The sequence below is a fragment of the Streptomyces marincola genome, assembly GCF_020410765.1.
GTDB lineage: Bacteria > Actinomycetota > Actinomycetes > Streptomycetales > Streptomycetaceae > Streptomyces > Streptomyces marincola.
This window is the reverse complement of the sequence record NZ_CP084541.1, coordinates 6,431,663-6,455,968: the sequence shown is the minus strand read 5'-3', so window position 1 is coordinate 6,455,968 and position 24,306 is coordinate 6,431,663. Positions and strand designations below refer to the sequence as shown.

Here is a 24,306-nt window from a genome sequence, read left to right as displayed (position 1 = left end):
TGGGAGGGGGATCAAGGAGTGCCGAGCTCGTCTTCGAGGAGTTCGAAGAGTTCGTCGTCGGTGACGGACGCCAGGTCGTCCTCGGTGTCGGCGGGGGCCGGGTCGGTCGAGCCGTCCTTGAGCCGGGCGAGCGTGGCACGCAGCCGGTCGGCGATGCGGTCGCGCGCGATGTCGTCGGGGCTCGCGGTGTCGAGCGTGGCGTCGAGCCGGTCGAGTTGGGCGACCAGGGACGGGACGTTCTCCGTCTCCTTCCGCGGCTCGGTCAGGACCAGCTCGGACCGGATCAGCTCGGCGAGCGCGAGCGGTGACGGGTGGTCGAAGATCAGGGTGGCGGGGAGGCTGAGGCCGGTCGCGGTGTTGAGCCGGTTGCGGAGTTCGACGGCCGTGAGGGAGTCGAAGCCCATGTCCTTGAACGGCCGGTCGGCGCCGATGGCCCGGGCGTCTGCGTGTCCGAGCACGGTGGCGACGTTCCCCCGGATCAGGTCGAGGAGCGCCTTGTCCCGTTCCGCGTCGCTCAGCGCGGCCAGGCGCGTCGTCAGGGCCGTGCCGCCGCCGGTGGCCGCGGCCGACTGCGCGGCGCGCCGGGTCGGCGCGGTGCGGACCAGTGCGCGCATCAGCGGCGGCAGGGCCGTCGCGTCGGCGGGTGCGGAGCCCCCGGCGAGATCGAGGCGTGCGGTGACCAGCAGGGCCTCGTCGGTGCGGATGGCCGCGTCGAACAGGGCGTTGCCCTCCTCGGGGGTGAGGGGCACGAGTCCGTTGTTCGAGATCCGGTCCCGGTCGCGTCCGCCGAGGTGGCCGGTCATGCCGCTCGCGTCCGCCCAGAATCCCCAGGCCAGCGAGGTGGCGGACAGCCCCCGGGCGCGCCGGTGGTGGGCCAGGGCGTCGAGGAAGGCGTTGGCCGCCGCGTAGTTGCCCTGGCCCGGGGCGCCGAAGACACCGGCCACGGACGAGTACATCGCGAACATGGCGAGGTCGGCGTGCCGGGTCAGCTCGTGCAGGTTCAGCGCGGCGTCGATCTTGGGCCGCAGGACGCGGTGGACCTGCTCCTCGGTGAGCGAGGCGAGGACGCCGTCGTCCAGCACGCCAGCGGCGTGGACGACGCCCGTCAGCGGATGCCTGGCGGGGATGCCGGCGAGTACCTTGGCGAGCTGGTCGCGGTCGGCCGCGTCGCAGGCGGCGAGCACCACCCGGGCGCCCAGGTCCTCCAGTTCGGCGGCGAGATCGGTGGCGCCCGGCGCGAGCGCACCGGCGCGGCTGGTCAGGACGAGGGAGCGGATGCCGTGCTCGGTGACCAGGTGGCGGGCGAGGATCGAGCCGAGCGTTCCGGTGCCGCCGGTGATCAGCACCGTGCCCTGCGGGTCGAGGGCGGGCGGCACGGTGAGCACGATCTTGCCGATGTGCTTGGCCTGGGACATGAACCGGAACGCCTCCGGCGCCCGCCGCACATCCCACGTGGTGGTCGGCAGCGGGTGCAGCACGCCCCGTTCGAAGAGGCGCACGATCTCGGTGAGGATGTCGCGGATGCGGTCGGGGCCGGCCTCGCCCATGTCGAACGCGCGGTAGCGGATCCCGGGGTGGTCGGCGGCGACCTGTTCGGGGTCGCGGATGTCGGTCTTGCCCATCTCAAGGAACCGGCCGCCGCGCGGCAGCAGTTCGAGGGAGGCGTCCACGAACTCCCGCGCCAGCGAGTCCAGCACCACATCGACGCCCGCACCGCCGGTCGCGGCGAGGAAGGTGTCGCGGAAGTCCAGGTCGCGCGAGGACGCGATCCGCTCCACCGGCACCCCCAGCTCCCGCACGGTCGCCTGCTTCGCCTCGCTCGCGGTGGCGAACACCGTGGCGCCCAGGTGCTGGGCGAGCTGCACCGCCGCCATGCCCACACCGCCCGCGGCGGCATGGACCAGCACCGACTCCCCCGCCCGCAACCCGGCCAGGTCCACCAGGCCGTAGTACGCGGTCAGGAACGCCACGGGCACCGACGCCGCCTGCTCGAACGACCACCCCTCGGGGACGGCGGCGAGCACGCGGGCGTCGGTGACCGCGAGGGACCCGAAGCCCTTGGGGATCAGGCCCATGACGCGGTCGCCCACGGCCAGTTCCGTGACGCCCTCGCCGACCTCGACGACGACGCCCGCGGCCTCGATGCCCATGTCGCGGTCGTCCGGCGCCATGCCGAGACCGAGCAGCACGTCGAGGAAGTTCAGCCCGGCCGCACGCACCGCGACCCTGACCTGGCCGGCCGGCAGCGGGGCCGCGGCCTCGGGGGCCGGCACGAGCGCCAGGGACTCCAGCGTGCCGCCGCCGAGCGCGTCAAGCCGCCAGGCCGTCTCGTTCGCGGGTGGCAGCAGGCCGCCGTCGGCGCCGCATCGGTTCATCCTGGGCACCAGCACGGTGCCGCCGCGCACGGCGGTCTGCGACTCGGCGTCGCGCAGCGCCACGTGCACGGCGCGGGCCAGGTCGTCGGGAGCGGGTTCGGTGGAGGGGTCGAGATCCACCAGGAGCAGCCGGTCGGGGTTCTCCGACTGGGCCGACCTGACGAGTCCCCACACGGAGGACAGCGGCAGGTCCGCGATGTCGTGGGCGGCGCCGGTGGCGACCGCGCCCCGCGTGACGACGGCCAGCCGGCTGCCGGCGGACCGTTCATCCGCGAGCCATTCCCTGACGTCGCGCAGGGCGTCGAGAACGGAACGCGTCGCGGCGCCCGCCGCCTCTTCGCCTCCCGTGGTGGCCGCGGCGGCGGGGGCGAACACGACGACGGGCGGCGGTGCGGAACCGGCGGAGCGGTCTTGCGGACCGAAGGTGCCGAGACCGAGGCCGAGCCGGTCCTCCCCCAGCACGACCCACGTGGCGAGCGCCGACGTGCCGGGCCCGGTACCGGTGTCCGCGTCGGCCGGCGTCCACGCGATGCGGAACAGACCGTCGCGCGCCGGGTCGTCGGCGGTGGCCAGCTGTCCTTCGGTGACCGGCCGCAGCACCAGCGATTCGGCGTGGGCGACCGGCTGGCCGGTGGCGTCCGCGACGAGCACGGCCAGCCCGTCCGCTCCGGCCCGGCCGATGCGCACCCGCAGCCGGGCCGCGCCGGTGGCGTGCAGGGACACGCCGGTCCAGGCGAACGGCAGCAGCAGCCTGCCGTCCCCCGTGCCGAACGGGCCGAGGCTGTTGGCGTGGAGTGCGGCGTCGAGCAGGGCGGGGTGGATGCCGAAGCGGGCGGCGTCGGCCTGCGCCGATTCGGGCAGGGCGACCTCGGCGAAGATCTCCTCGCCGCGCCGCCAGGCGGCGCGCAGCCCTTGGAACACCGGCCCGTACTCGTATCCCGCGTCGGCGGCGGCCGGGTAGAAGGCGGAGACGTCGACCGGTTCCGCGCCCTGCGGCGGCCACAGCAGCAGATCGGCGTCCTCCTGCGGGGCGGACGGCTTCTCGGTCAGGATGCCTTCGCCGTGGCAGGTCCAGGGCAGTGCCGGATCGGCGTCCTCGGCACGCGAGTACACGTGCACGCTCCTGCGCCCGTCCTCACCCGGCACACCGACCACGACCTGAAGCTGAACGCCCCCCTCATCCGGCAGCAGCAGCGGCGCCTGAAGCGTCAGTTCCCGCAGCTGACCGCAGCCGACCTCATCACCCGCACGCAACGCCAACTCGACAAAACCCGTCCCCGGCAGCAGCACCGTGCCGTTCACCGCGTGATCCGCCAGCCACGGATGCGTGCGCAGCGACAACCGCCCCGTCAGCAGCACCCCGCCATCGGCCGCCAGTGTGACCGAGGCACCGAGCAACGGGTGCTCCGTTGAGCCGAGACCGAGGCCGGTGGCATCCGCGGCCAGCGGATTCGGTTCCAGCCAGTAGCGCTTGCGTTGGAAGGCGTAGGTGGGCAGGTCCACGCGGTGCACGGCGCGCCCGGCGTAGAACGCCGTCCAGTCCACCGTGGCGCCGTTGACCCACAGCTCGGCAGCGGACGCCACCAACCGCGCGGCCTCGTCCTCGTTCCGGCGCAGCGTGCCCACCACCACGGCGTCCTGCGCACCCGCGGACTCCGCGATCTCCTGCACGCTCATCGTCAGCACCGGGTGGGCGCTGACCTCAACCACCGACCGGAACCCCAACGACAACGCCGTGCCGACCGCGTCGGCGAACCGCACCGGCTGCCGCAGATTCCGATACCAGTACCCCGCATCCATCCCGGCCGTGTCCAGCACCTCACCCGACACCGCCGACACCAACGGCACCCGCGACGAACGAGGCTCGATCGGCGCCAGGTCGGCCAGGATCCGCTCCTCGATCGCCTCCACATGAGCCGAGTGGGAGGCGTAGTCCACCGGCACCCGCCGCGCCCGCACCCCCGCCGCCTCCGCGGCAGCGATCACCGCGTCGAGCCCCGCCACATCACCCGCCACCACCGTCGCCGACGGCCCGTTCAACACCGCCACCGACACCCCACCCGACACACCGGCAGAAGCCAGCAACTCCTCCACCCGCCCCGCACCCGCAGCCAGCGACACCATCCCCCCACCACCGGCCAACTCACGAATAGCCAACGAGCGCAGCGCCACCACCCGCGCGCCATCCGCCAACGACAACGCACCCGCCACCACAGCAGCCGCGATCTCGCCCTGCGAATGCCCCACCACCGCAGAGGGCACCACACCCACCGACTCCCACACCGCCGCCAACGACACCATCACCCCCCACAACACCGGCTGCACCACATCCACCCGCTCCAGCCAGCTCTCATCCGCACCCCGCAGCACCTCCACCAACGACCACTCCACAAACGGCGCCAACGCCTCCCCGCACTCACCCAACCGCGCCGCGAACACCGGCGAGCACTCCAACAACCCACGCCCCATACCCACCCACTGCGACCCCTGCCCCGGGAACACAAACACCGACCCACCACCCGCATCAGACCCCGCCACACCCACCACCGCGTTCACCGCCGCCGCCGACGAAGCCACACCGGCAAGACCCGACACCAACTCACCGGTCTCCGCACCCCACACCACGGCCCGGTGCTCCAACACCGCACGCGACGACGCCAACGCCCAACCCACGTCCGCCGGAACGGCATCGCGGCCACCGGCCGCCTCCGCGAGCCGGCCCGCCTGCGCCGCCAGGGCTTCTTGGCCCCGGGCGGAGACGATCCAGGGCAGCACGGGCCCCCGCCACACCGGCTCGCGCTCGGCCGCGACGACCACCGCGCCCGGCGCCTCGTCGGCCGGCGCCTCCTCGATGATGACGTGCGCGTTCGTCCCGCTGATACCGAACGACGACACGCCCGCCCGACGCGGACGGCCCTCCCGCACCCACTCCCGCGCCTCGGACAGCAACTCGACCGCACCCGCCGACCAGTCCACATGCGGAGTGGGCTCGTCGATGTGCAGGGAACGCGGCAGCACACCGGCCCGCAGGGCGAGCACCATCTTCATGACGCCGGCGACACCGGCGGCGGCGCCGCCGTGCCCGAAGTTCGACTTGATCGAGCCGAGCCGCAGCGGCCGGCCCTCGGGACGGTCCTGGCCGTAGGTCGCCAGCAGTGCCTGGGCCTCGATCGGGTCCCCGAGTTTCGTGCCGGTGCCGTGCGCCTCGACCGCGTCCACGTCGGCGGCCGAAAGACCGGCGTCGGCCAGGGCGTCCTTGATGACCTGGCGCTGCGCCAGCTCGTTGGGCGCGCTGAGGCCGTTGCTCGCGCCGTCCTGGTTGGTGGCGGAGCCCCGGACGAGGGCGAGGACGCGGTGCCCGTTGCGCTGTGCGTCGGAGAGGCGTTCGACGAGGAGCATGCCGACGCCCTCGGACCAGATGGTGCCGTCGGCCGCCGCCGAGAACGTCTTGCAGCGGCCGTCGCGCGCGAGGCCGCGCTGCTGGCTGAAGGCGGTGAACGGGGTGGGGGTGGGCATGACGTTGACGCCGCCGGCCAGCGCGAGGTCGCAGTCGCCCTGCCGCAGGGACTGCACGGCCAGGTGCAAGGCGACCAGCGAGGACGAGCACGCCGTGTCGATGGTGACGGCGGGGCCGTGCAGGCCGAGTGAGAAGGCGACCCGGCCGGAGATCACGCTGGCCATGGTCCCGGTGGCCATGAACCCGTCCACGCCCGGCGGAACGCTGCGCCCTGTGGCGTAGTCGGAGGAGACCGCGCCGGCGAAGACGCCGGTCCTGCTGCCGCGCAGGGCGGTCGGCGCGATACCGGCCTGTTCGAACGCCTCCCAGGACGCTTCGAGCAGTAGCCGCTGCTGCGGGTCCATCGCCAGCGCCTCGTTCGGGGAGATGCCGAAGACCTCGGGGTCGAAGTGTCCCGCGTCGTGCAGGAAGCCGCCCTCGGTGACGTAGCTCTTGCCCGGCCGATCCCCGTCGGGGTCGTGGAGGTCATCGGGCCAGCCCCGGTCGGTGGGGAACGGGCTGATGGCGTCCACGCCGTCGGCCACCAGGCGCCACAGCTGTTCCGGTGAGTCGGCGCCGCCGGGGAACCGGCAGGCCATGCCGACGATGGCGATCGGTTCGTGCGCTTGCGTCTCCAGCTCGTGCACGCGATGGCGAAGCTTGCTGAAGTCTGCGGTGACGCGCTTCAGATAGTCACGAAGCTTGTCTTCTGTGGTCGGCATCGTGGGCACTCCTACGGAACGGGGCGGAAGGTCTGGGGTCCGGCGGGAAGGCCGGGAGCCTGGGTCGGCTCCCGGCCGGCCCGTCAGGGCTCACCCAGTTCCCGGTCGATCAGGTCGAACATCTCGTCGTCCGAGACGGATTCGAGGACGTCGTCGGTCAGGACGGCCTCCGTCGCCCTGTCCTGCGGGGTGGCCTCGCTGCCCAGGCGCCAGGCGAGGTTCTGGAGGCGTTTGGCGATGCGTGCGCGGTCCTCGTGCGCCGCGTCGAGAGCGGTCAGGGCGCTGTCCAGCCGGTCGATCTCGTCGAGGACGCGGCTGCTCGCGGTGTCGGCCGCCGGTTCCAGCCGGCCGCCGAGGTAGTCGGCGAGCGCGGCCGGGGTGGGGTGGGCGAACGCGAGGGTGGTCGGCAGGTCCAGGCCGGTTTCCGCGGCGAGCCGGTTGCGGAGCTGCACGGCCATCATGGAGTCGAAGCCGAGGTCCTTGACGAGCCGGTCGGGTTCGATGTCGCGGGCCGACGCGTGGCCGAGGACGGCCGCGATCTGCTGCCGCACCAGGAGCACGAGGGCGCGCTGCCGTTCGGCGTCGCCGAGGCCGGCCAGCCGCTGGGCGAGCGCCTGCCCGTCGCCGCCGGCCCCCGCGGCCCCGCCGGCCGCGACGCGGCGGCCGGCGGTGACGGCCGCGGGCCGGGCGGCGGCCCGGGGCACGAGGAACGCGTCGCCGCGCACGGCGAGGCAGGACTCGCCGCCGGCCGAGGCGGCGGCCACGGCCAGCGGCAGGAGGTCGGCGGCCGGGCCGCCGTCGATGTCGACGAGGAGCAGGCGTCCTGGCGCGGTGTCCCGGGCGGACCGGACGAGACGCAGGACGCCCGCGCCCTCGGGGTCGTCGATCTCGTCGTCATCGGCGGCGGCCACGGACCGGCTGGTCACCACGGTCAGCAGGGCGCCGGCCAGCCGGCGTTCACCGAGCCAGTCCTCGACGAGGGCGGCGGCGCCTTCTGCGGTGAGCGGGCCGGCCCGGCCGGGTGCGCGGACGGCGAGGACGACGTCCGGCGCGGGGATTCCCGCGTCCAGGGCGGCGCGGAGGGCGGCCAGGTCCGCGTAGGCGTCGACGGCGAGGCCCTCGTTCTGGACGGCGGCGCCGACGCCGAGCCCGTCCTCACCGAGCACGGCCCACCGCTGGGCCGCCCGTCCCTCCTCGTCGGCCGGCGGCACGGGCAGCGGCACCCAGCCGCGGTCGGGCAGTCCTGTGCCCTCCTCCGCGCCGGCGGCCCCGGCGATCGCGCGGGCGAGCTGGTCGGCGGACACCGTGCGCTGCACGAGCGTCTCGACGGTGGCGACGGGCCGGCCCTCCGGGTCGGTGAGGAGGATGGCCAGCCCGTCGCCGGCCATGGGCGTGAGGCGGACGCGCAGTTCGGTCGCGCCGGTCGCCAGGAGCGTCGTCCCGTTCCACGCCATGGGCTGGCGCAGCGTGCCGTCCCCGGCGGGCGCGCCGACGCCGCCGGCCTGGAGGGCGGCGTCGAGGAGAGCCGGGTGCAGACCGAACGCGGCTGCCTCGCCGCGCAGTTCCTCCGGCAGCCGCACCTCGGCGAAGATGTCGCCGCCGCGCCGCCACACCGAACGCAGCCCCTGGAACGCCGGCCCGTAGCCGTATCCGGCGGCCTCGGCGGCGGGGTAGAAGCCGGTGATGTCGACGGGTTCCGCCCCCGCGGGCGGCCAGGCCGTCAGGTCCTCGGCCGGGACGGCCGCGCCGCCGGGCGCGAGCACGCCCTCGGCGTGGCAGGTCCACGGCCGTCCGTCCGGCGCGTCGTCGGGCCGCGCGTACACGCTCAGGGCGCGGCTGCCGTCCTCGGCGGCCGGGCCGACGACCAGTTGGATCCGCACTCCGCCCAATGCCGGCAGGGCGAGCGGTGCGAGCAGCAGGAGTTCCCGCACGTGGCCGCAGCCGACCTCGTCGCCCGCCCGGACGGCGAACTCGGTGAACACCGAGCCGGGCAGCAGCGCGGTTCCCGCGACCGTGTGCTGGGCCAGCCAGGGCCGGTCCCTGGCGGTGAGCCTGCCGGTGAGCAGCACTCCGTCGCCGGCGGCCAGGGGCACCGCGGCGCCGAGCAGCGGGTGGCCGGTGTCGCCCAGGCCGAGTCCCGCCGGGTCCGCGGCGCCGCCGGCCGTCGCGTTCAGCCAGTAGCGGCTGCGCTGGAAGGGGTAGGGAGGAAGGTCGACCCGGCGCAGGTCGCGGCCGTCGAGCAGTGCCTCCCAGTCCACGTCGAGGCCGCGCACCCACAGTTCGCCCGCGTTGGCGATGAGGCGTTCGCCGCCGTCCTCCGCGCGGCGCAGCGTGCCCACCGCGGTGGCCTGGGCGCCGGTGGCGCCGATGATCTCCAGCAGCGGGACGTTCAGCACCGGGTGCGGGCTGACCTCCACGAACGCGGCGCAGCCCTGGTCGATCGCGGTGCGCACGGCCCGCTCGAACTCGACGGTCTCGCGCAGGTTGGCGTACCAGTAGGCGGCGTCCATGGTCTCGCCCTCGCGCACCTCGCCGGTGACGGTGGAGATCACCGGCACCCGGGAGGCGCGGGGCCGGACGGCGGCCGTGGCCGCGAGCAGGTCGTCGCGCAGCGCCTCCATGCGCGGCGAGTGCGCGGGGTGGGTGCCGGGCACGCGGCGGCACCAGACGTTCTCCGCCGCGAGCAGGTCGGCGAGTTCGTCGAGCGCGGCGAACTCGCCGGAGACGACGATGCCGGTGGGCCCGTTGACGGCGGCCACGGACAGCCTGCCGGGCCAGCGCGTCAGCCAGGCGTCCACCCGTTCGCGGTCGGCGGCCACCGTCAGGAGGGTGCCGCTGTCCCGGGTGGGAGCGACGAGCGCGGACCTGGCGACGACCACGCGGGCCGCGTCCTCAAGGCTGAGGGCGCCCGCGACGGCGGCGGCGGCCAGCTCGCCCTGCGAGTGCCCGATCACGGCGGAGGGCTCGACGCCGAGCGCCTCCCACACGGCGGCCAGGGAGACCATGACGGCCCACAGCAGCGGCTGGAGCACCTCGACGTCCTCAAGCCAGCCGGGTTCGGCCCGGCCGTCGAGTACCTCGGTGGCCGACCAGTCGACGAACGGCGCGAGTGCCGCCTCGCACTCCGCGAGCCGGGCCGCGAAGACCGGGGAGGTGGTGAGCAGGTCGCGGCCCATGCCGATCCACTGGGAGCCCTGTCCCGGGAAGACGAACACGATCCCGCCGGCGAGGTCGGCCTGGCCGACGACGAGGCGGCCGGCGTGCTCGGGCCGTCCGGGCGCCTCCGCGTCCGTGCCGCGTCCGGCCCCGCCCTCTTCGTCGCCGTCTTCGAGGGCGGCCAGGGCCGCGGCGGCGCCGGTCAGGGCGTCCCGGTCGCGGCCCCACACCAGCGCGCGGTGCTCGAACGCGGCGCGCCGCGTCAGCAGCGCGTGCGCGACATCCGCCGGGTCGGCGTCCAGGTCCGCGACGTGCCGGGCGAGCCGCCCGCCCTGCTCCCGCAGCGCGCCGGGGGCGCGGGCCGAGAGCACCCACGGCAGGACGGCGGGCGCGAACGGCGCCGGCCGGTCCCGGGTGACGACGGGTTCCGCGGGCGGCTCGGCGGCCGGCTCCTCCAGGATGACGTGCGCGTTGGTTCCGCTGATGCCGAACGAGGAGACGGCGGCCCGGCGCGGACCTGTGCCCGCCTTCCACGGGCGGGAGGCGGTCAGGAGCGACACCGGGCTCGCGGACCAGTCGATCAGCGGGGACGGCTCGTCCACGTGCAGGGTCGAGGGCAGGACGCCCTCCCGCATCGCCATCACCATCTTGATGACCCCCGCCACACCGGCCGCCGCCTGGGTGTGGCCGATGTTCGACTTGATCGAGCCGAGCCACAGCGGCCGGTCCTCGGGCCGCTCGCGGCCGTAGGTGGCGATCAGCGCCTGGGCCTCGATCGGGTCGCCGAGCGAGGTGCCCGTGCCGTGCGCCTCCACCGCGTCGACGTCGGACGCGGTGAGCCCGGAGTTGGCCAGCGCCTGCCGGATGACGCGCTGCTGGGACGGGCCGTTGGGGGCGGTCAGGCCGTTGCTCGCACCGTCCTGGTTGACGGCCGAACCGCGCACCACGGCCAGCACCCGGTGCCCGTTGCGGCGCGCGTCCGAGAGCCGTTCGAGGAGCAGCATGCCGACCCCCTCGGCCGGCCCGAAGCCGTCCGCCGCGGCCGAGAACGCCTTGCAGCGGCCGTCGCGCGCGAGGCCGCGCTGCCGGCTGAACTCCACGAAGATGCCGGGCGTGCCGAGCACGGTGACGCCGCCCGCGAGCGCCAGGTCGCTCTCGCCGCGGCTGAGGGACTGGGCCGCGAGGTGCAGGGCGACCAGGGACGCGGAGCACGCCGTGTCGACGGTGACGGCCGGGCCTTCGAGGCCGAGCGCGTAGGCGACCCGGCCCGAGGCGACACTGGCGGCGGTGCCGGTGCCGACCATGCCCTGCAACTCCTCGGGCACGTAAGTAGCCGAGGGGGAGAGGCTGTTGGTGAGGGCGACGATGCCCGTGAACACGGCGGTCTGGCTGCCGTGCAGGCTCGTCGGGTCGATGCCGGCCCGCTCGACGGCGTCCCAGGACGCTTCGAGCAGCAGCCGCTGCTGCGGGTCCATCGCCAGCGCCTCGCGCGGCGAGATCCCGAAGAACCCGGCGTCGAAGTCCGCCGCGCCGGTGAGGAAGCCGCCCTCGCGCGTGTAGGTGGTGTGCGGCCGGTCCGGGTCCGGATCGTAGTAGTCGTCAATGTTCCAGCCCCGGTCGTCCGGGTAGCGGGTGATGGCGTCCGTGCCGTCGGCGACCAGCCGCCACAGGTCCTCGGGCGACTCGACGCCGCCGGGGAAACGGCAGGACATGCCGATGATGACGATCGGGTCGTCCGCCGGGTCGGCGCCACGCGCCCCGGCACGCGCCCGCGCGCCGGTGTCCGCTCCCTCGTCGGGCAGCAGTTCGCCGCGCAGGAAGCGGGCGACCGCGAGCGACGTGGGGTGGTCGAAGACGAGGGTGGCCGGCAGCGCGAGGCCGGTCGCGGCGACGAGGCGGTTCCTCAGTTCCACGGCCGCCAGCGAGTCGAAGCCCAGTTCTTTGAACGGCTTCTCCCGCGCGACCGCCTGGGCGCCCCGGTGGCCGAGAACGGTGGCGACCTGGGCGCGCACCAGGTCCACCAGGGCCCGCTCGCGTTCCGCCGGGGCCAGCCCGGCCAGCCGGTCCACCAGCTCACCGGACCGCTCCCCCGCCTGCCCACCGCCCGCGCGCTCGGCCAGGCGGCGGACCTGCGGCAGGTCCGCGATCAGCGGACTCGGCCGCAGCGAGGCGAAAACGGCGGCGAACTGCTCCCAGTCCACGTCGAAGACGGTGATCGGGCCGTCGCCGCCGCGCACCGCCTGCCGAAGCGCGGCGAGCGCCAGGCCCGGGGCCAGCGGCGTGAGGCCGGAACGGCGCATGCCCCGTTCGACGGCCTCCGTTCCGGTGGCCATGCCGGCCCCGGCCCACGGCCCCCACGCGATCGAGACGGCCGGCAGGCCGGCGGCCGCGCGCTGCTCGGCGAGGGCGTCGAGGAACGCGTTCCCGGCCGCGTAGGCGGCCTGCCCAGGGGAGCCGAACGTCCCGGCGAACGAGGAGAACAGCACGAAGCTCGACAGACCGTGGGTGAGCGTCAGCTCGTGCAGGTTGAGCGCGGCGGTGACCTTCGGCCGCAGCACGCGGCGCATGGGCTCGGGCGTGAGCGCGTCCACCACACCGTCGTCCAGCACGCCCGCCGCGTGCACCACCGAGGCGAGCGGCCGGTCCGCCGGGATGGCGTCCAGCACCTCGGCCAGGCGGTCCCGGTCGGCGGCATCGCAGGCCGCGAGCGTCACTTCGGTGCCGGTCGCGCGCAGTTCGTCCGCCAGGTCCGCGGCCCCCGGGGCCTCGGCGCCGCGCCGGCTGAGCAGCAGCAGGTGCTCGGCACCGTTGTCGGCGAGCCAGCGGGCCAGTTCGGCGCCGATGCCGCCGGTGCCGCCGGTGACCAGCACGGTGCCGGGCGGCGGCCACGCGGCGCCACCGGCCTCCGGCGGCACCGGCGCCGTTCCGAGGCGGCGGGCCAGCGCCCCGGAGCGGCGCACGACCACCTGGTCCTCCGCCCCGCCGCCGGACAGCAGCCCGGCCAGCAGGCGCGCCCCGCGCTCGTCCAGGTCGTCGGGAACGTCCACCAGGCCGCCCCAGCGTTCCGGCGCCTCAAGTCCTATGACCCGGCCGAGCCCCCAGAGCATCGCCTGGGCGGCGTCGGGCGCCGGGTCGCCGGACGCGGCGGCGACCGCCCCGCGGGTCGCGCACCACAGCGGCGCGGTCACCCCGGCGTCGGTGAGCGCCTGCGTCAGCGCGACGGTCGCGGCGAGACCGTGCGGCAGCTCGTCGGCGTCGAGCGGGGGCGCCTCCGCCACGGCGAGCAGGGACAGGACACCCGCGAAGGCGGGGGCGCTCTCCGTCTCGCCCGCAGCCGGAACGGCCGCCAGGTCGAGCAGCAACTCACCGATGTGATCGGCCAGTTCCATCCGGTGCGCGGCGGCGGCGTCCACCGTGAGGACTTCCAGTTCCGCGCCGTGGGCGGTCAGCGCGGCGCGGCACGACTCCACCAGGCCCGGGTCGGTCGGCGCCGAGGGGACGACGAACAGCCAGGTGCCGCCGCGCAGGGCGGGCGCGGGCAGGTCCACGGGCGTCCAGGCCACGCGGTAGCGGTAGTCACCGATCAGGCTGCGCTCCCGCCGCCCGCGCCGCCACGACGACAGCTGCGGCAGCACCTCGCGCAGCGATTCCTCGCCGCTCACCTGGAGGGCATCGGCCAGTACGGCGAGGTTCTGCTGCTCCACCGCGTCCCAGAAACGCGCCTCCTCCGGGTCCACGGCGGCGAGCTCGTCGGACGCGGGCGCGTTCTCCAGCCAGTACCGCTGATGCTGGAAGGCGTAGGTCGGCAGGTCGACCCGGCGCACGGCGCGCCCGGCGAACGCGGCCCGCCAGTCCACGGAGACACCCCGGGACCAGACGCGGGAGAGGGCGCTGGTGAACGTCTGCACCTCGTCGCGTTCGCGCCGGGTGGTGGGCACGAAGGCGGTGGTGGTGTCGTCCTCGGGCAGGCACTCCGCGCCCATCGCGGTGAGTGTCGCGTCCGGACCCAGTTCGAGGAACGTCGACACCCCCGCGGCACGCAGCGCGTCGATGCCGTCCGCGAAGCGGACGGTGGCGCGCACGTGCCGCACCCAGTACCCGGCCGACCCGATCTCCTCGCTCCCCACCTCGCCGGTCACGTTCGACACCACGGGAATGGCGGGGGCACGGTAGGTGAGCTGCGCGGCGATGCGCTCGAACTCCTCCAGCATCGGGTCCATCAGGCGCGAGTGGAACGCGTGCGAGACCGTAAGCCGCCGCGTCTTCACACCCGTTTCGGTGAGCACCGTGCCGAGCCGGTCGATCGCGGCCTCGTCACCGGCCACGACGACCGAGCGCGGCCCGTTGACCGCCGCCACGTCCAGACCATCGACCTCGCCCAGGGCTTCCGACACCTGCTCGGGCGTGGCCTGCACGGACAGCATCGCGCCACCGGCAGGAAGCGCCTGCATCAGCGAGCCACGCGCGGCCACCAGACGGCACGCGTCCGCGAGGTCGAACACCCCCGCCACGTGCGCGGCGGCGATCTCACCGATCGAGTGCCCGGCAACGAAGTCGGGCTTGACACCGAAGGACTCGATCAGCCGCCACAGCGCCACCTCGACCGCGAACAGCCCCGCCTGCGTGAACACCGTCCGATCCAGATCATCACTGGTCTCGTCGGCCAGCACCTCCGCCAGCGGACGCGGCAGCAGACCATCGAACCCGGCACACACCTCGGCCAGAGCGTCCGCGAACACGGGGAAGGCGTCGGCCAGCTCCGCACCCATCCGGGCCCGCTGCGCACCCTGCCCCGTGAACAGCACCGCGACCCGGCCCTCAACCACCTGCTCCGCAGCCGACACCTGGCCCAGAGCCGCGACCAGTTCATCGGCGTCCCGGCCCCACACCACCGCGCGGGACGCCAACTCCGCACGCCCGGAGGCCAACGACCACCCGACATCCCCCGCGTCCAGCTCGGCAGCCGCGCCCGCCAGCCGTTCCGCCTGGGCGGCGAGCGCCTCGCTCGTGTAGGCGGACACGGCCCAGGGCACTGCGGGGAGAGGTTTCCCGGGGACGACGGTCGAGTCGGGTTCCGCGTCCGCCGGTGCCTGCTCGATGATGACGTGCGCGTTCGTGCCGCTGATACCGAACGACGACACGCCCGCCCGGCGCGGCCGGTCGTTCTCCGGCCAGGCACGGCCCTCGGTGAGCAGCGAGACCGCACCCGCCGTCCAGTCGACGAACCGCGAGGGCTCGTCCACGTGCAGGGTCGGCGGCAGGGTACCGGCCCGTATGGCCATCACCATTTTGATGACGCCCGCGACGCCCGCAGCCGCCTGGGTGTGCCCGATGTTCGACTTGATCGACCCCAGCCACAACGGGTCGTCCTCGGACCGGTCCTGGCCGTAGGTCGCCAGCAGCGCCTGGGCCTCGATCGGGTCACCCAACGAGGTGCCCGTACCGTGCGCCTCCACGACGTCGATGTCCCCGGTCGTCAGGCCCGCGCCGGCCAGCGCGGCCCGGATCACGCGCTGCTGCGAGGGGCCGTTCGGCGCGGTCAGGCCGTTGCTCGCACCGTCCTGGTTGATCGCCGAACCGCGTACCACCGCCAGCACCCGGTGCCCGTTGCGCCGCGCGTCCGACAACCGCTCCACGAGCAGCACGCCCGCGCCCTCGCCCCACCCGGTGCCGTCCGCCGCCGAGGCGAACGACTTGCACCGGCCGTCGGCCGCAAGACCGCGCTGGCGCCCGAACTCGACGAACGTCGACGGGGTCGACATCACCGTCACGCCCCCGGCCAGCGCCATGTCGCACTCGCCGTTCCGCAGCGCCTGCGCCGCCAAGTGCAGCGCGACCAACGACGAGGAACACGCCGTGTCCACCGTCACCGCGGGACCCTCAAGACCGAACGTGTAAGCCAGCCGCCCGGACAGCACACTGCCCGCGGTGCCCGTCCCGATGTAGCCGCCGACCTCCTCCGGCAGCCGCGTCAGCCGACTGCCGTAGTCGTGGTACATGAGGCCGGCGAAGACACCGGTCCGGCTGCCGCGCACCGAGTCGACGGCGATACCGGCCCGTTCGAACGCCTCCCAGGTCGTCTCAAGGAGCAGCCGCTGCTGCGGGTCCATCGCCAGCGCCTCACGCGGCGCTATCGCGAAGGGCTCCCCGTCGAACGCGGCGGCCTCGTACAGGAACCCGCCCTCGCGGGTGTAGGTCCGCCCGGGCACCCCGGGTTCCGGGTCGTACAGGCCGTCGGTGTCCCAGCCCCGGTCGCCGGGGAACTCGCCTATCGCGTCCGAGGCCGTGTCCACCAGGCGCCACAGGTCCTCGGGCGAGTTCACCCCGCCCGGGTAACGGCAGGCCATCCCGACGATCGCGATCGGCTCACGGTGCGCGGCGAGGAGCTGCTGGTTCTGCTTGCGGAGCTGATTGGTCTCGGTCAGCGAAGCCCGCAGGGCCTCGACGATCTTCTCGTTGCCGGTGGGTGCCGCCATGAGCGTCGCTCAGCTTTCTCGTGGATTCGGTCAGGAGTCGGAGTCGCCGAGTGCCATGCGCACGAGGTCGTCGACCTCCATGTCGGCGATGCCGGGCCCCGGATCGCCCTCGGCCGCGGGGCGTTCCTCGTCCTCCGGCCTGGCCAGCTGCATCAGGGCCTCCAGCAGCCCGGACGCGCGGAGCCGGGCGAGCGGGATGGCCGCCAGCAGCTCGCGCACCTCCGCGTCCCGCTCCTCCTCCGGCGTACGGGCGTCGGCCGGGGCGAGCTGCGCGACGAGCGCGCGGGCGAGCCCGGCCGGTGTGGGGTGGTCGAAGACGAGGCTGGCGGCCAGTCGCAGCCCGGTCGCCGCACCGAGCCGGTTCCTGAGATCGACGGCCGTCAGCGAGTCGAAGCCCAGCTCCTGGAACTGCCGGTCCACGTCGACGGCCAGGGCGTTCGGGTGCCCGAGAACCAGGGCGACCTCCTCCCGCACCAGGTCCGTCACGACCCGGTCGCGCTCGGCGTCACTCAGCCCCGCCAGCCGGCGCCGCAGCGACGCCGCGTCCTCCGCGCTGCCGGCCGCCCCGGCCGTGGCCCGTCGCACCCGGGTGCGCACCAGGCCGCGCAGCATGCCGGGCAGGCCCCCGCGTTCGGCCTGCCTGCGCAGCACCGACGCGTCCAACGGGGCGCCCACGAGCAGGGGTTCGCCGAGGAGCAGCGCTTCGTCGAACAGGGCGAGTCCGTGGGCCGGGGACAGCGGCACCAGGCCGCTGCCCGCCATGCGTTCGCGGTCGGCCGTGCTGAGCCCGCCGGTCATGCCGTCGTGCGCTGCCCACGGTCCCCAGGCGAGGGAGGTGCCGGGCAGGCCGAGTCCGCGCCGGTGCGCCGCCAGGCCGTCGAGGAACGCGTTCGCCGCCGCGTAGTTCCCCTGACCAGGACCACCGAACACACCGGCCACCGAGGAGAACAGCACGAACATCTCCAGATCGGCATCACGCGTCAGCTCGTGCAGATTCCACGCGGCCTCCGCCTTCGGTCGCAGCACCCGCCGCACCTGCTCATCCGAAAGCGACGCGACCAAGCCGTCGTCCAGCACACCCGCCGCATGCACCACACCCGACAACGGATACTCGGCCGGGATCTGCGCGAGTACCCCCGCCAACGCCTCGCGGTCAGCGGCATCGCACGCCGCCACCTCAACCCGCGCCCCCAGCGACTCCAACTCCCCCACCAACTCCGCGGCACCGCGCGCCGCCGGCCCACGACGACTCGTCAACACCAACGACCGCACCCCGTACCGCTCCACCAGATGCCGAGCCACCAGCGCACCCAACGCACCCGTACCACCCGTCACCAACACCGTGCCCGGGAACCCGGGCCGCGTGGTGGAGGGGGCGTCGGGCGCGGGCGCGCCGGCGGGGGCGACGCGGACCAGACGCGGCGCGTGGGCCTGCCCGCCGCGGACCAGCACCTGGGACTCGTCCGCCGCCATGGCGCCCGCGACCACGTCGGGGATCGCGGCCTCCTCGATCCCTACTTCGGGGTCGAGGTCCACCAGCAGGAACCGGTCGGGGTTCTCCGTCTGCGCGGAGCGCACCAACCCCCACACCGGCGTGTGCATCAGATCCCTCACATCGTTGCCGTGTCCGTTGACCGCGCCCTGAGTGACCACCACCAGACGGGACATGGCCAACCGGTCATCAACCAAGCACGCTCGCAACACGGCCAACACCCCAGAGATGGCGTCCTCGCCCCCTACGTTGAGCCGCCGCTCGTCGTCCGGGGGCAGGCAGGGGAGCAACAGCACCGAGGGCGCTTTCTCGCCCGCGTCCAACGCCGTGATCAGCGTGGACAGGTCGTCGTGGCGGGCCATGCCGTTCGCCACGAGCGGCGACGAGCCCAGCACGGCCCAGTCCCCGACGGGGGTGTCACCGCCGGTGCTCAACGGAACCCACTCCACCCGGAACAGCGCGTCCCGCGTGGCGGAGGAGGCGACCGCGGTGAGTTGCTCGCCGGTCACCGCGCGCAGGAGCAGCGAGCCGACAGCGGCCACCGGCCGACCGTTGGTGTCGGCGGCCTGAAGTGCGAGTTCATCCGTTCCGGTCGGCACGATCCGCACGCGGAGGGCGGTCGCGCCCGAGGCGAGCAAGGACACGCCCGACCAGGCGAACGGCAGCCGGACCCCGTCGCCGCTCCGGCCGGAGGCGGACTCGGCGGTGTCGCCCCCCACCAGGCTCTGCGCGTGCAGAGCCGCATCGAGCAGGGCGGGGTGCAGGCCGTAGCGTGCCGCCCGGCCCGCTTCGTCCTCGGGCAGGCCGACCTCGGCGTAGATCTCCTTGCCACGCCGCCACGCGGCGCGCAACCCCTGAAACACCGGCCCGTACCCGTAACCCGCGTCGGCGAGGGTGCGGTACACCCCTGAGACGTCGATGGTCTCCGCGTCGGCGGGGGGCCACTCGGCCAGGTCCAGCTCGTCGTGCAGGGCCTCGGGCTCGCGCCCGAGAGCGCCCTCGGCGTGCTGGACCCAGGGCTCGTCGGCGTCGGCGTGCTCCGGACGGGAGTAGATCCGCACCTCGCGACTGCCCAGGTCATCGGTCGTCCCGACGACGACCTGCACCTGAACGGCGCCGCGCTCCGGCAGCACGAGTGGCGCCTGGAGGGCGAGTTCCCGCACCTGCCCGCAGTCGACCTCGTCGCCCGCGCGGATGGCGAGTTCGACGAAGCCGGTGCCGGGGAAGAGGACCGTTCCACCGATGGCGTGGTCCGCCAGCCACGGTTGCAGGCCCACGGACATGCGCCCGGTGAGGACGACACCACCGTCAGCCGCGAGGTTGACGGCGGCGCCCAGCAACGGGTGCCCTGCCGCGCCGAGACCGAGCCCGGTCGGGTCGCCGCCCGCCTCCGACTCCAGCCAGTAGCGGCGGCGTTGGAAGGCGTAGGTCGGCAGGTCGACCCGGCGCACGGCGCGCCCGGCGAACGCCGCCTTCCAGTCCACGGACACACCACGCCCCCAGATGCGGGACAGGGCACTGGTGAACGTCTGCACCTCGTCGCGTTCGCGCCGGGTCGTGGGCACGAAGGCGGTGGTGGTGTCGTCCTCGGGCAGGCACTCCGCGCCCATCGCGGTGAGCGTGGCATCCGGTCCCAGTTCCAGGAACGTCGACACACCGGCGTCACGCAGCGCGGCAATACCGTCCGCGAAGCGAACGGTGGCGCGGACGTGCCGCACCCAGTACCCGGCCGACCCGATCTCCACCCCGGCCAGCTCGCCGGTCACATTCGAGACCACGGGAATGGCGGGGGCGCGGTAGGTGAGCGTCGAAGCGACCCGCTCGAACTCCTCCAGCATCGGGTCCATCAGGCGCGAGTGGAACGCGTGCGAGACCGACAGCCGCCGCGTCTTCACGCCCGCCTCGGTGAACGACTCCCGCAGCCGCTCGACCGCCGCCTCGTCACCGGCCACGACGACCGAGCGCGGCCCGTTGACGGCCGCGATGTCCAGACCATCGACCTCGCCCAGGGCTTCCGACACCTGCTCGGGCGTGGCCCGCACCGACAGCATCGCGCCACCGGCCGGGAGGGCCTGCATCAGCGAACCGCGCGCGGCCACCAGACGGCAGGCGTCCGCGAGGTCGAACACGCCCGCCACATGCGCCGCCGCGATCTCACCGATCGAGTGCCCCGCGACGAAGTCGGGCTTGACGCCGAACGATTCGGCCAGCCGCCACAGCGCCACCTCGACCGCGAACAGCCCCGCCTGCGTGAACACCGTCCGATCCAGATCATCACTGGTCTCGTCGGCCAGCACCTCACCCAGCGGACGCGGCAGCAGACCGTCGAACCCGGCACACACCTCAGCCAAAGCATCCGCGAACACGGGGAACGCGGCAGCCAGTTCGGCACCCATCCGAGCCCGCTGCGCACCCTGCCCCGTGAACAGCACCGCGAGCCGGCCCTCGACCACACCCTCACCGGCCGACACCGCACGCAGAGCCGCGACCAGTTCATCGGTGTTCCGGCCCCACACCACCGCGCGGGTCGGCAGCGCCGCCCGCCCGGAGGCCAGCGACCACCCGACATCGGCAGCGTCCAACTCAGCAGCAGCCTCGGCCAGCCGTTCCGCCTGCGCCGCCACGGCATCCGCGGTGCGGGCCGACACCACCCACGGCACCACCCCAAGGCGGTCACCCGGCAGCACCACGGCCTTCGGCTCGGCATCCTCGACCGGCGCCTGCTCAAGAATCACGTGCGCGTTCGTGCCGCTGATACCGAACGAGGACACGCCCGCCCGACGCGGACGCCCCTCCCCGACCCACTCCCGGGCCTCGGTCAGCAGCTCCACAGCGCCGGCCGACCAGTCGACCTGAGTGGTCGGCTCCTCCGCGTGCAGCGTGGGCGGCAGCACGCCTTCGCGCAGCGCCATCACCATCTTGATCAGGCCGGCGGCACCGGCCGCCGCCTGCGTGTGGCCGATGTTCGACTTGATCGACCCCAGCCACAACGGCCGGTCCTCGGGCCGGTCCTGGCCATAGGTGGCGATGAGTGCCTGGGCTTCGATCGGGTCGCCCAGCCGGGTTCCGGTGCCGTGGGCCTCGACCGCGTCGATGTCGCCGGGGGTCAGCCCCGCGTTGGCCAGCGCCGAGCGGATGACGCGCTGCTGCGCGGGACCGTTCGGCGCGGTGAGGCCGTTGCTCGCACCGTCCTGGTTGACGGCCGAACCGCGCACCACGGCCAGCACCTGGTGGCCCTTGCGCCGGGCGTCGGACAGGCGCTCGACCACGAGGACGCCGACGCCCTCGCCCCAGCCCGTTCCGTCGGCAGCCGAAGAGAAGGGCTTGCAGCGGCCGTCGGCCGCGAGACCGCGCTGACGGCTGAACTCGACGAAAGCGCCCGGCGTGGCCATCACCGTCACGCCGCCGGCCAGCGCCATGTCGCACTCGCCGTTCCGCAGCGCCTGCGCCGCCAGGTGCAGCGCGACCAGCGACGAGGAACACGCCGTGTCCACTGTCACCGCGGGTCCTTCGAGGCCCAGCACGTAGGCGACCCGGCCCGAGATCACGCTGGTTGTCGTGCCGGTGAGCGCATAGCCCTCCGCGCTGTCGGAGATGCGCTGGATGCCCGAACCGTAGTCCGACTGCACCCCGCCGACGAACGTTCCGACCGCACGGCCGCGCAGCGAGGCCGGTGGGATTCCGGCCCGTTCCAGGGACTCCCAGGTGACTTCGAGCAGCAGCCGCTGCTGCGGATCCATGGCCAGCGCCTCACGCGGGCTGATGCCGAAGAAGTCCGCGTCGAAGTGCGACGCCTCGTGCACGAATCCGCCGTCCCGCACGTAGGAGGCGCCGGAGGCGGCCGGGTCCGGGTCGTAGAGGCGTTCCAGGTCCCAGCCCCGGTCGGCCGGGAAGGGGCCCATCGCGTCGGCGCCGTCGATGAGCTGGCGCCACAACTGCTCCGGTGAGTCCATGCCGCCGGGGAACCTGCACGCCATGCCGACGATGGCGAGCGGCTCGTCCGCCGCGACGGCGGTCGCGGCGGCGGGGGCCTCCGCGTCCGCCGTACCGACACCGAGTTCGCTCAGCAGGAACGTGGCGAGCGCGGCCGGCGTGGGGTAGTCGAAGATGAGCGTGGCCGGCAGGCTCAGTCCGGTCGCGCCGTTGAGCCGGTTGCGCAGCTCCACCGCGGTCAGCGAGTCGAAGCCCAGGTCCTTGAACTGCCGCTCGGCGTTGATGGCCGCCGCGCTCGCGTGGCCGAGCACGGCCGCCACGTGGGTGCGGACCAGTTCGGACACCAGAGTCACGCGGTCCGCCGTGCCGAGCCTGCCCAGTTGCGCCGCCAGCGAGGACGCGTCGCCGGTGGGCCCGGTGGCCGTACGCCGTCCGGTGACGCGGATCAGGGCGCGGAACAACGGGGGCACCGCCCGCGCCCCGCCGGCCTTGGCCGCGTTCCGCATCGTGGCGAGGTCGAGGCGGATCGGCACGGTGACGGCTTCGTCGAGCCCCTGGGCCACGTCGAAGAGGCCGAGTCCCTGAGCCGAGCCGAGCGGCAGCATGCCGCCGCGTGCCAGGCGCGCGAGGTCGGCTTCCGACAGGTCGCCGCTGACGCCGCTCGCCTGCTCCCACAGCCCCCAGGCGAGGGATGTGGCGGGCAGCCCTTGCGCGCGGCGGTGGGCGGCCAGGGCGTCCAGGAAGGTGTTCGCCGCCGCGTAGTTGGCCTGGCCGGGATTGCCCAGGATGCCGGCGGTCGAGGAGTACAGGGCGAAGAGCCGGAGGTCCGCGTCGCGGGTCAGCTCGTGCAGGTTCAGCGCGGCGTCGACCTTGGGTCGCAGGACCCGCTCGATCCGCTCCTCCGTCAGGTCGCCGAACATCCCGTCGTCGGCGATCCCGGCGGCGTGCACGACGCCGGTCAGGGGGTGTTCGGCCGGGATGGCGGACAGTACCGCGGCGAGCTGGTCGCGGTCGGCCGCGTCGCAGGCGGCGACCTCCACCCGCGCGCCCAGTCCTTCCAGCTCCTCGACCAGCTCCGCCGCCCCCGGCGCGTCGAGCCCCGCACGGCTGGTCAGCACCAGCGAACGCATCCCGCGCGCCGCCACCAGGTGCCGCGCGAGCAACAAGCCCAGGGTCCCCGTACCACCGGTGATCAACACGGTGCCCGCCGGATCGGGGTCCTGCGGAACCGTCAGCACGATCTTGCCCACATGCCGGGCCTGCGACATGAACCGGAACGCCTCCGGCGCCCGCCGCACGTCCCAGGTGGTGATCGGCAGCGGGCGCAGCCTGCCCTGTTGGAGCAGGTCGACGATCTCGCGCAGCATCTCACCAATGCGGTCGTGACCGGCCTCCAGCATGTCGAAGGACTGGTAGCGCACTCCGTGATGCTCGGTGGCGACCTGTTCGGGGTCGCGGATGTCGGTCTTGCCCATCTCAAGGAACCGGCCGCCGCGCGGCAGCAGTTCGAGGGATGCGTCCACGAACTCCCGCGCCAGCGCGTCCAGCACCACGTCCACACCGGCGCCGCCGGTCGCGGCGAGGAACGCGTCGCGGAAGTCGAGATCGCGCGAGGACGCGATCCGCTCCGCCGGCACCCCCAGCTCCCGCACGGTCGCCTGCTTGGCCTCGCTCGCGGTGGCGAACACCGTGGCGCCCAGGTGCTGGGCGAGCTGCACCGCCGCCATGCCCACGCCGCCCGCGGCGGCATGGACCAGCACCGACTCCCCCGCCCGCAACCCGGCCAGATCCACCAGGCCGTAGTACGCGGTCAGGAACACCACCGGCACCGACGCCGCCTGCTCGAACGACCACCCCACCGGCATCCGCACCACCAACCGCGCGTCCACCGTCGCGAGGGAACCGAAGCCCTGATGGATGAGGCCCATGACGCGGTCGCCGACCGCGACGTGCTCCACTCCCTCACCGACCGCGACGACGACACCGGCGGCCTCGCTGCCCAGCATCACGTCGCCCGGGTACATGCCCAGACCCATCAGCACATCGCGGAAGTTGAGACCCGCGGCACGCACCGCCACACGCACCTGCCCGGCAGGCAGCACGCCCGCTTCCTCCGGGGCCGGCACCAGCGCCAGCGACTCCAACGTCCCCCCACCCAGCACGTCCAGCCGCCACGCCGACTCACCCACCGGCGGCACCAGACCACCGCCACCGGCCGACACCCGCACCAACCGGGGCGCCAACGCCACGCCACCCCGCACCGCCACCTGCGACTCGTCGGTGGCCAGCGCGGTGGCCAGGGCGGAGGCGGCGGCCTGTCCGGTCGTGCCCGGTTCCAGATCCACCAGGACGACGCGGCCGGGGTTCTCCGACTGGGCCGTCCGCACCAGGCCCCAGACCGGAGCGGCAGCGAGGTCGGGGACGTCTTCCCCATGACCAACGGCGACCGCACCGGCGGTGACCACCACCAAGCGGCAGTCGGCGCGTTGTTCGCTCGCCAGCCAGTCGCCAACGGTGCGCCACGCGTGCAGCGTCGCGTCCCTGGCGCCGTCGGCCAGGGAGTCCGGCGTGCCGTGCGCCGGGGCGGCGGATGCGGTGTGCGCGCCGACGGCGAGAACCAGAACGTCAGGCGCCGGGGCGGCGTCCTCTGCCCGGT

General features: G+C 74.2%; 2 protein-coding genes and 2 pseudogenes. All 4 read right to left on the bottom strand.

The window, feature by feature from the left end; all coding sequences use genetic code 11:
- Window positions 1-11 precede the first annotated feature (11 nt).
- Window positions 12-6,593, bottom strand: coding sequence for a type I polyketide synthase (locus tag LC193_RS28190; RefSeq protein ID WP_226078202.1), 6,582 nt, complete (start codon window positions 6,591-6,593; stop codon window positions 12-14).
- An 83-nt stretch (window positions 6,594-6,676) separates the two neighbouring features.
- Window positions 6,677-16,225 carry a type I polyketide synthase gene (locus LC193_RS28185; protein ID WP_226078201.1) on the bottom strand — a complete coding sequence of 3,183 codons (9,549 nt, stop codon included), beginning with the start codon at window positions 16,223-16,225 and terminating at the stop codon, window positions 6,677-6,679.
- A gap of 30 nt (window positions 16,226-16,255) precedes the next feature.
- Window positions 16,256-22,795, bottom strand: a pseudogene (locus LC193_RS29285) (type I polyketide synthase); the annotation flags it as partial.
- Window positions 22,796-22,942: 147 nt separating this feature from the next.
- Window positions 22,943-24,226, bottom strand: a pseudogene (locus LC193_RS29280) (SpnB-like Rossmann fold domain-containing protein); the annotation flags it as partial.
- Window positions 24,227-24,306 lie beyond the last annotated feature (80 nt).

Coding starts and splice junctions, on each gene's coding strand:
- LC193_RS28190 (WP_226078202.1), bottom strand. CDS start 6,593: ATGCCGACCACAGAAGACAAGCTTCGTGACTATCTGAAGCGCGTCACC.
- LC193_RS28185 (WP_226078201.1), bottom strand. CDS start 16,225: ATGGCGGCACCCACCGGCAACGAGAAGATCGTCGAGGCCCTGCGGGCT.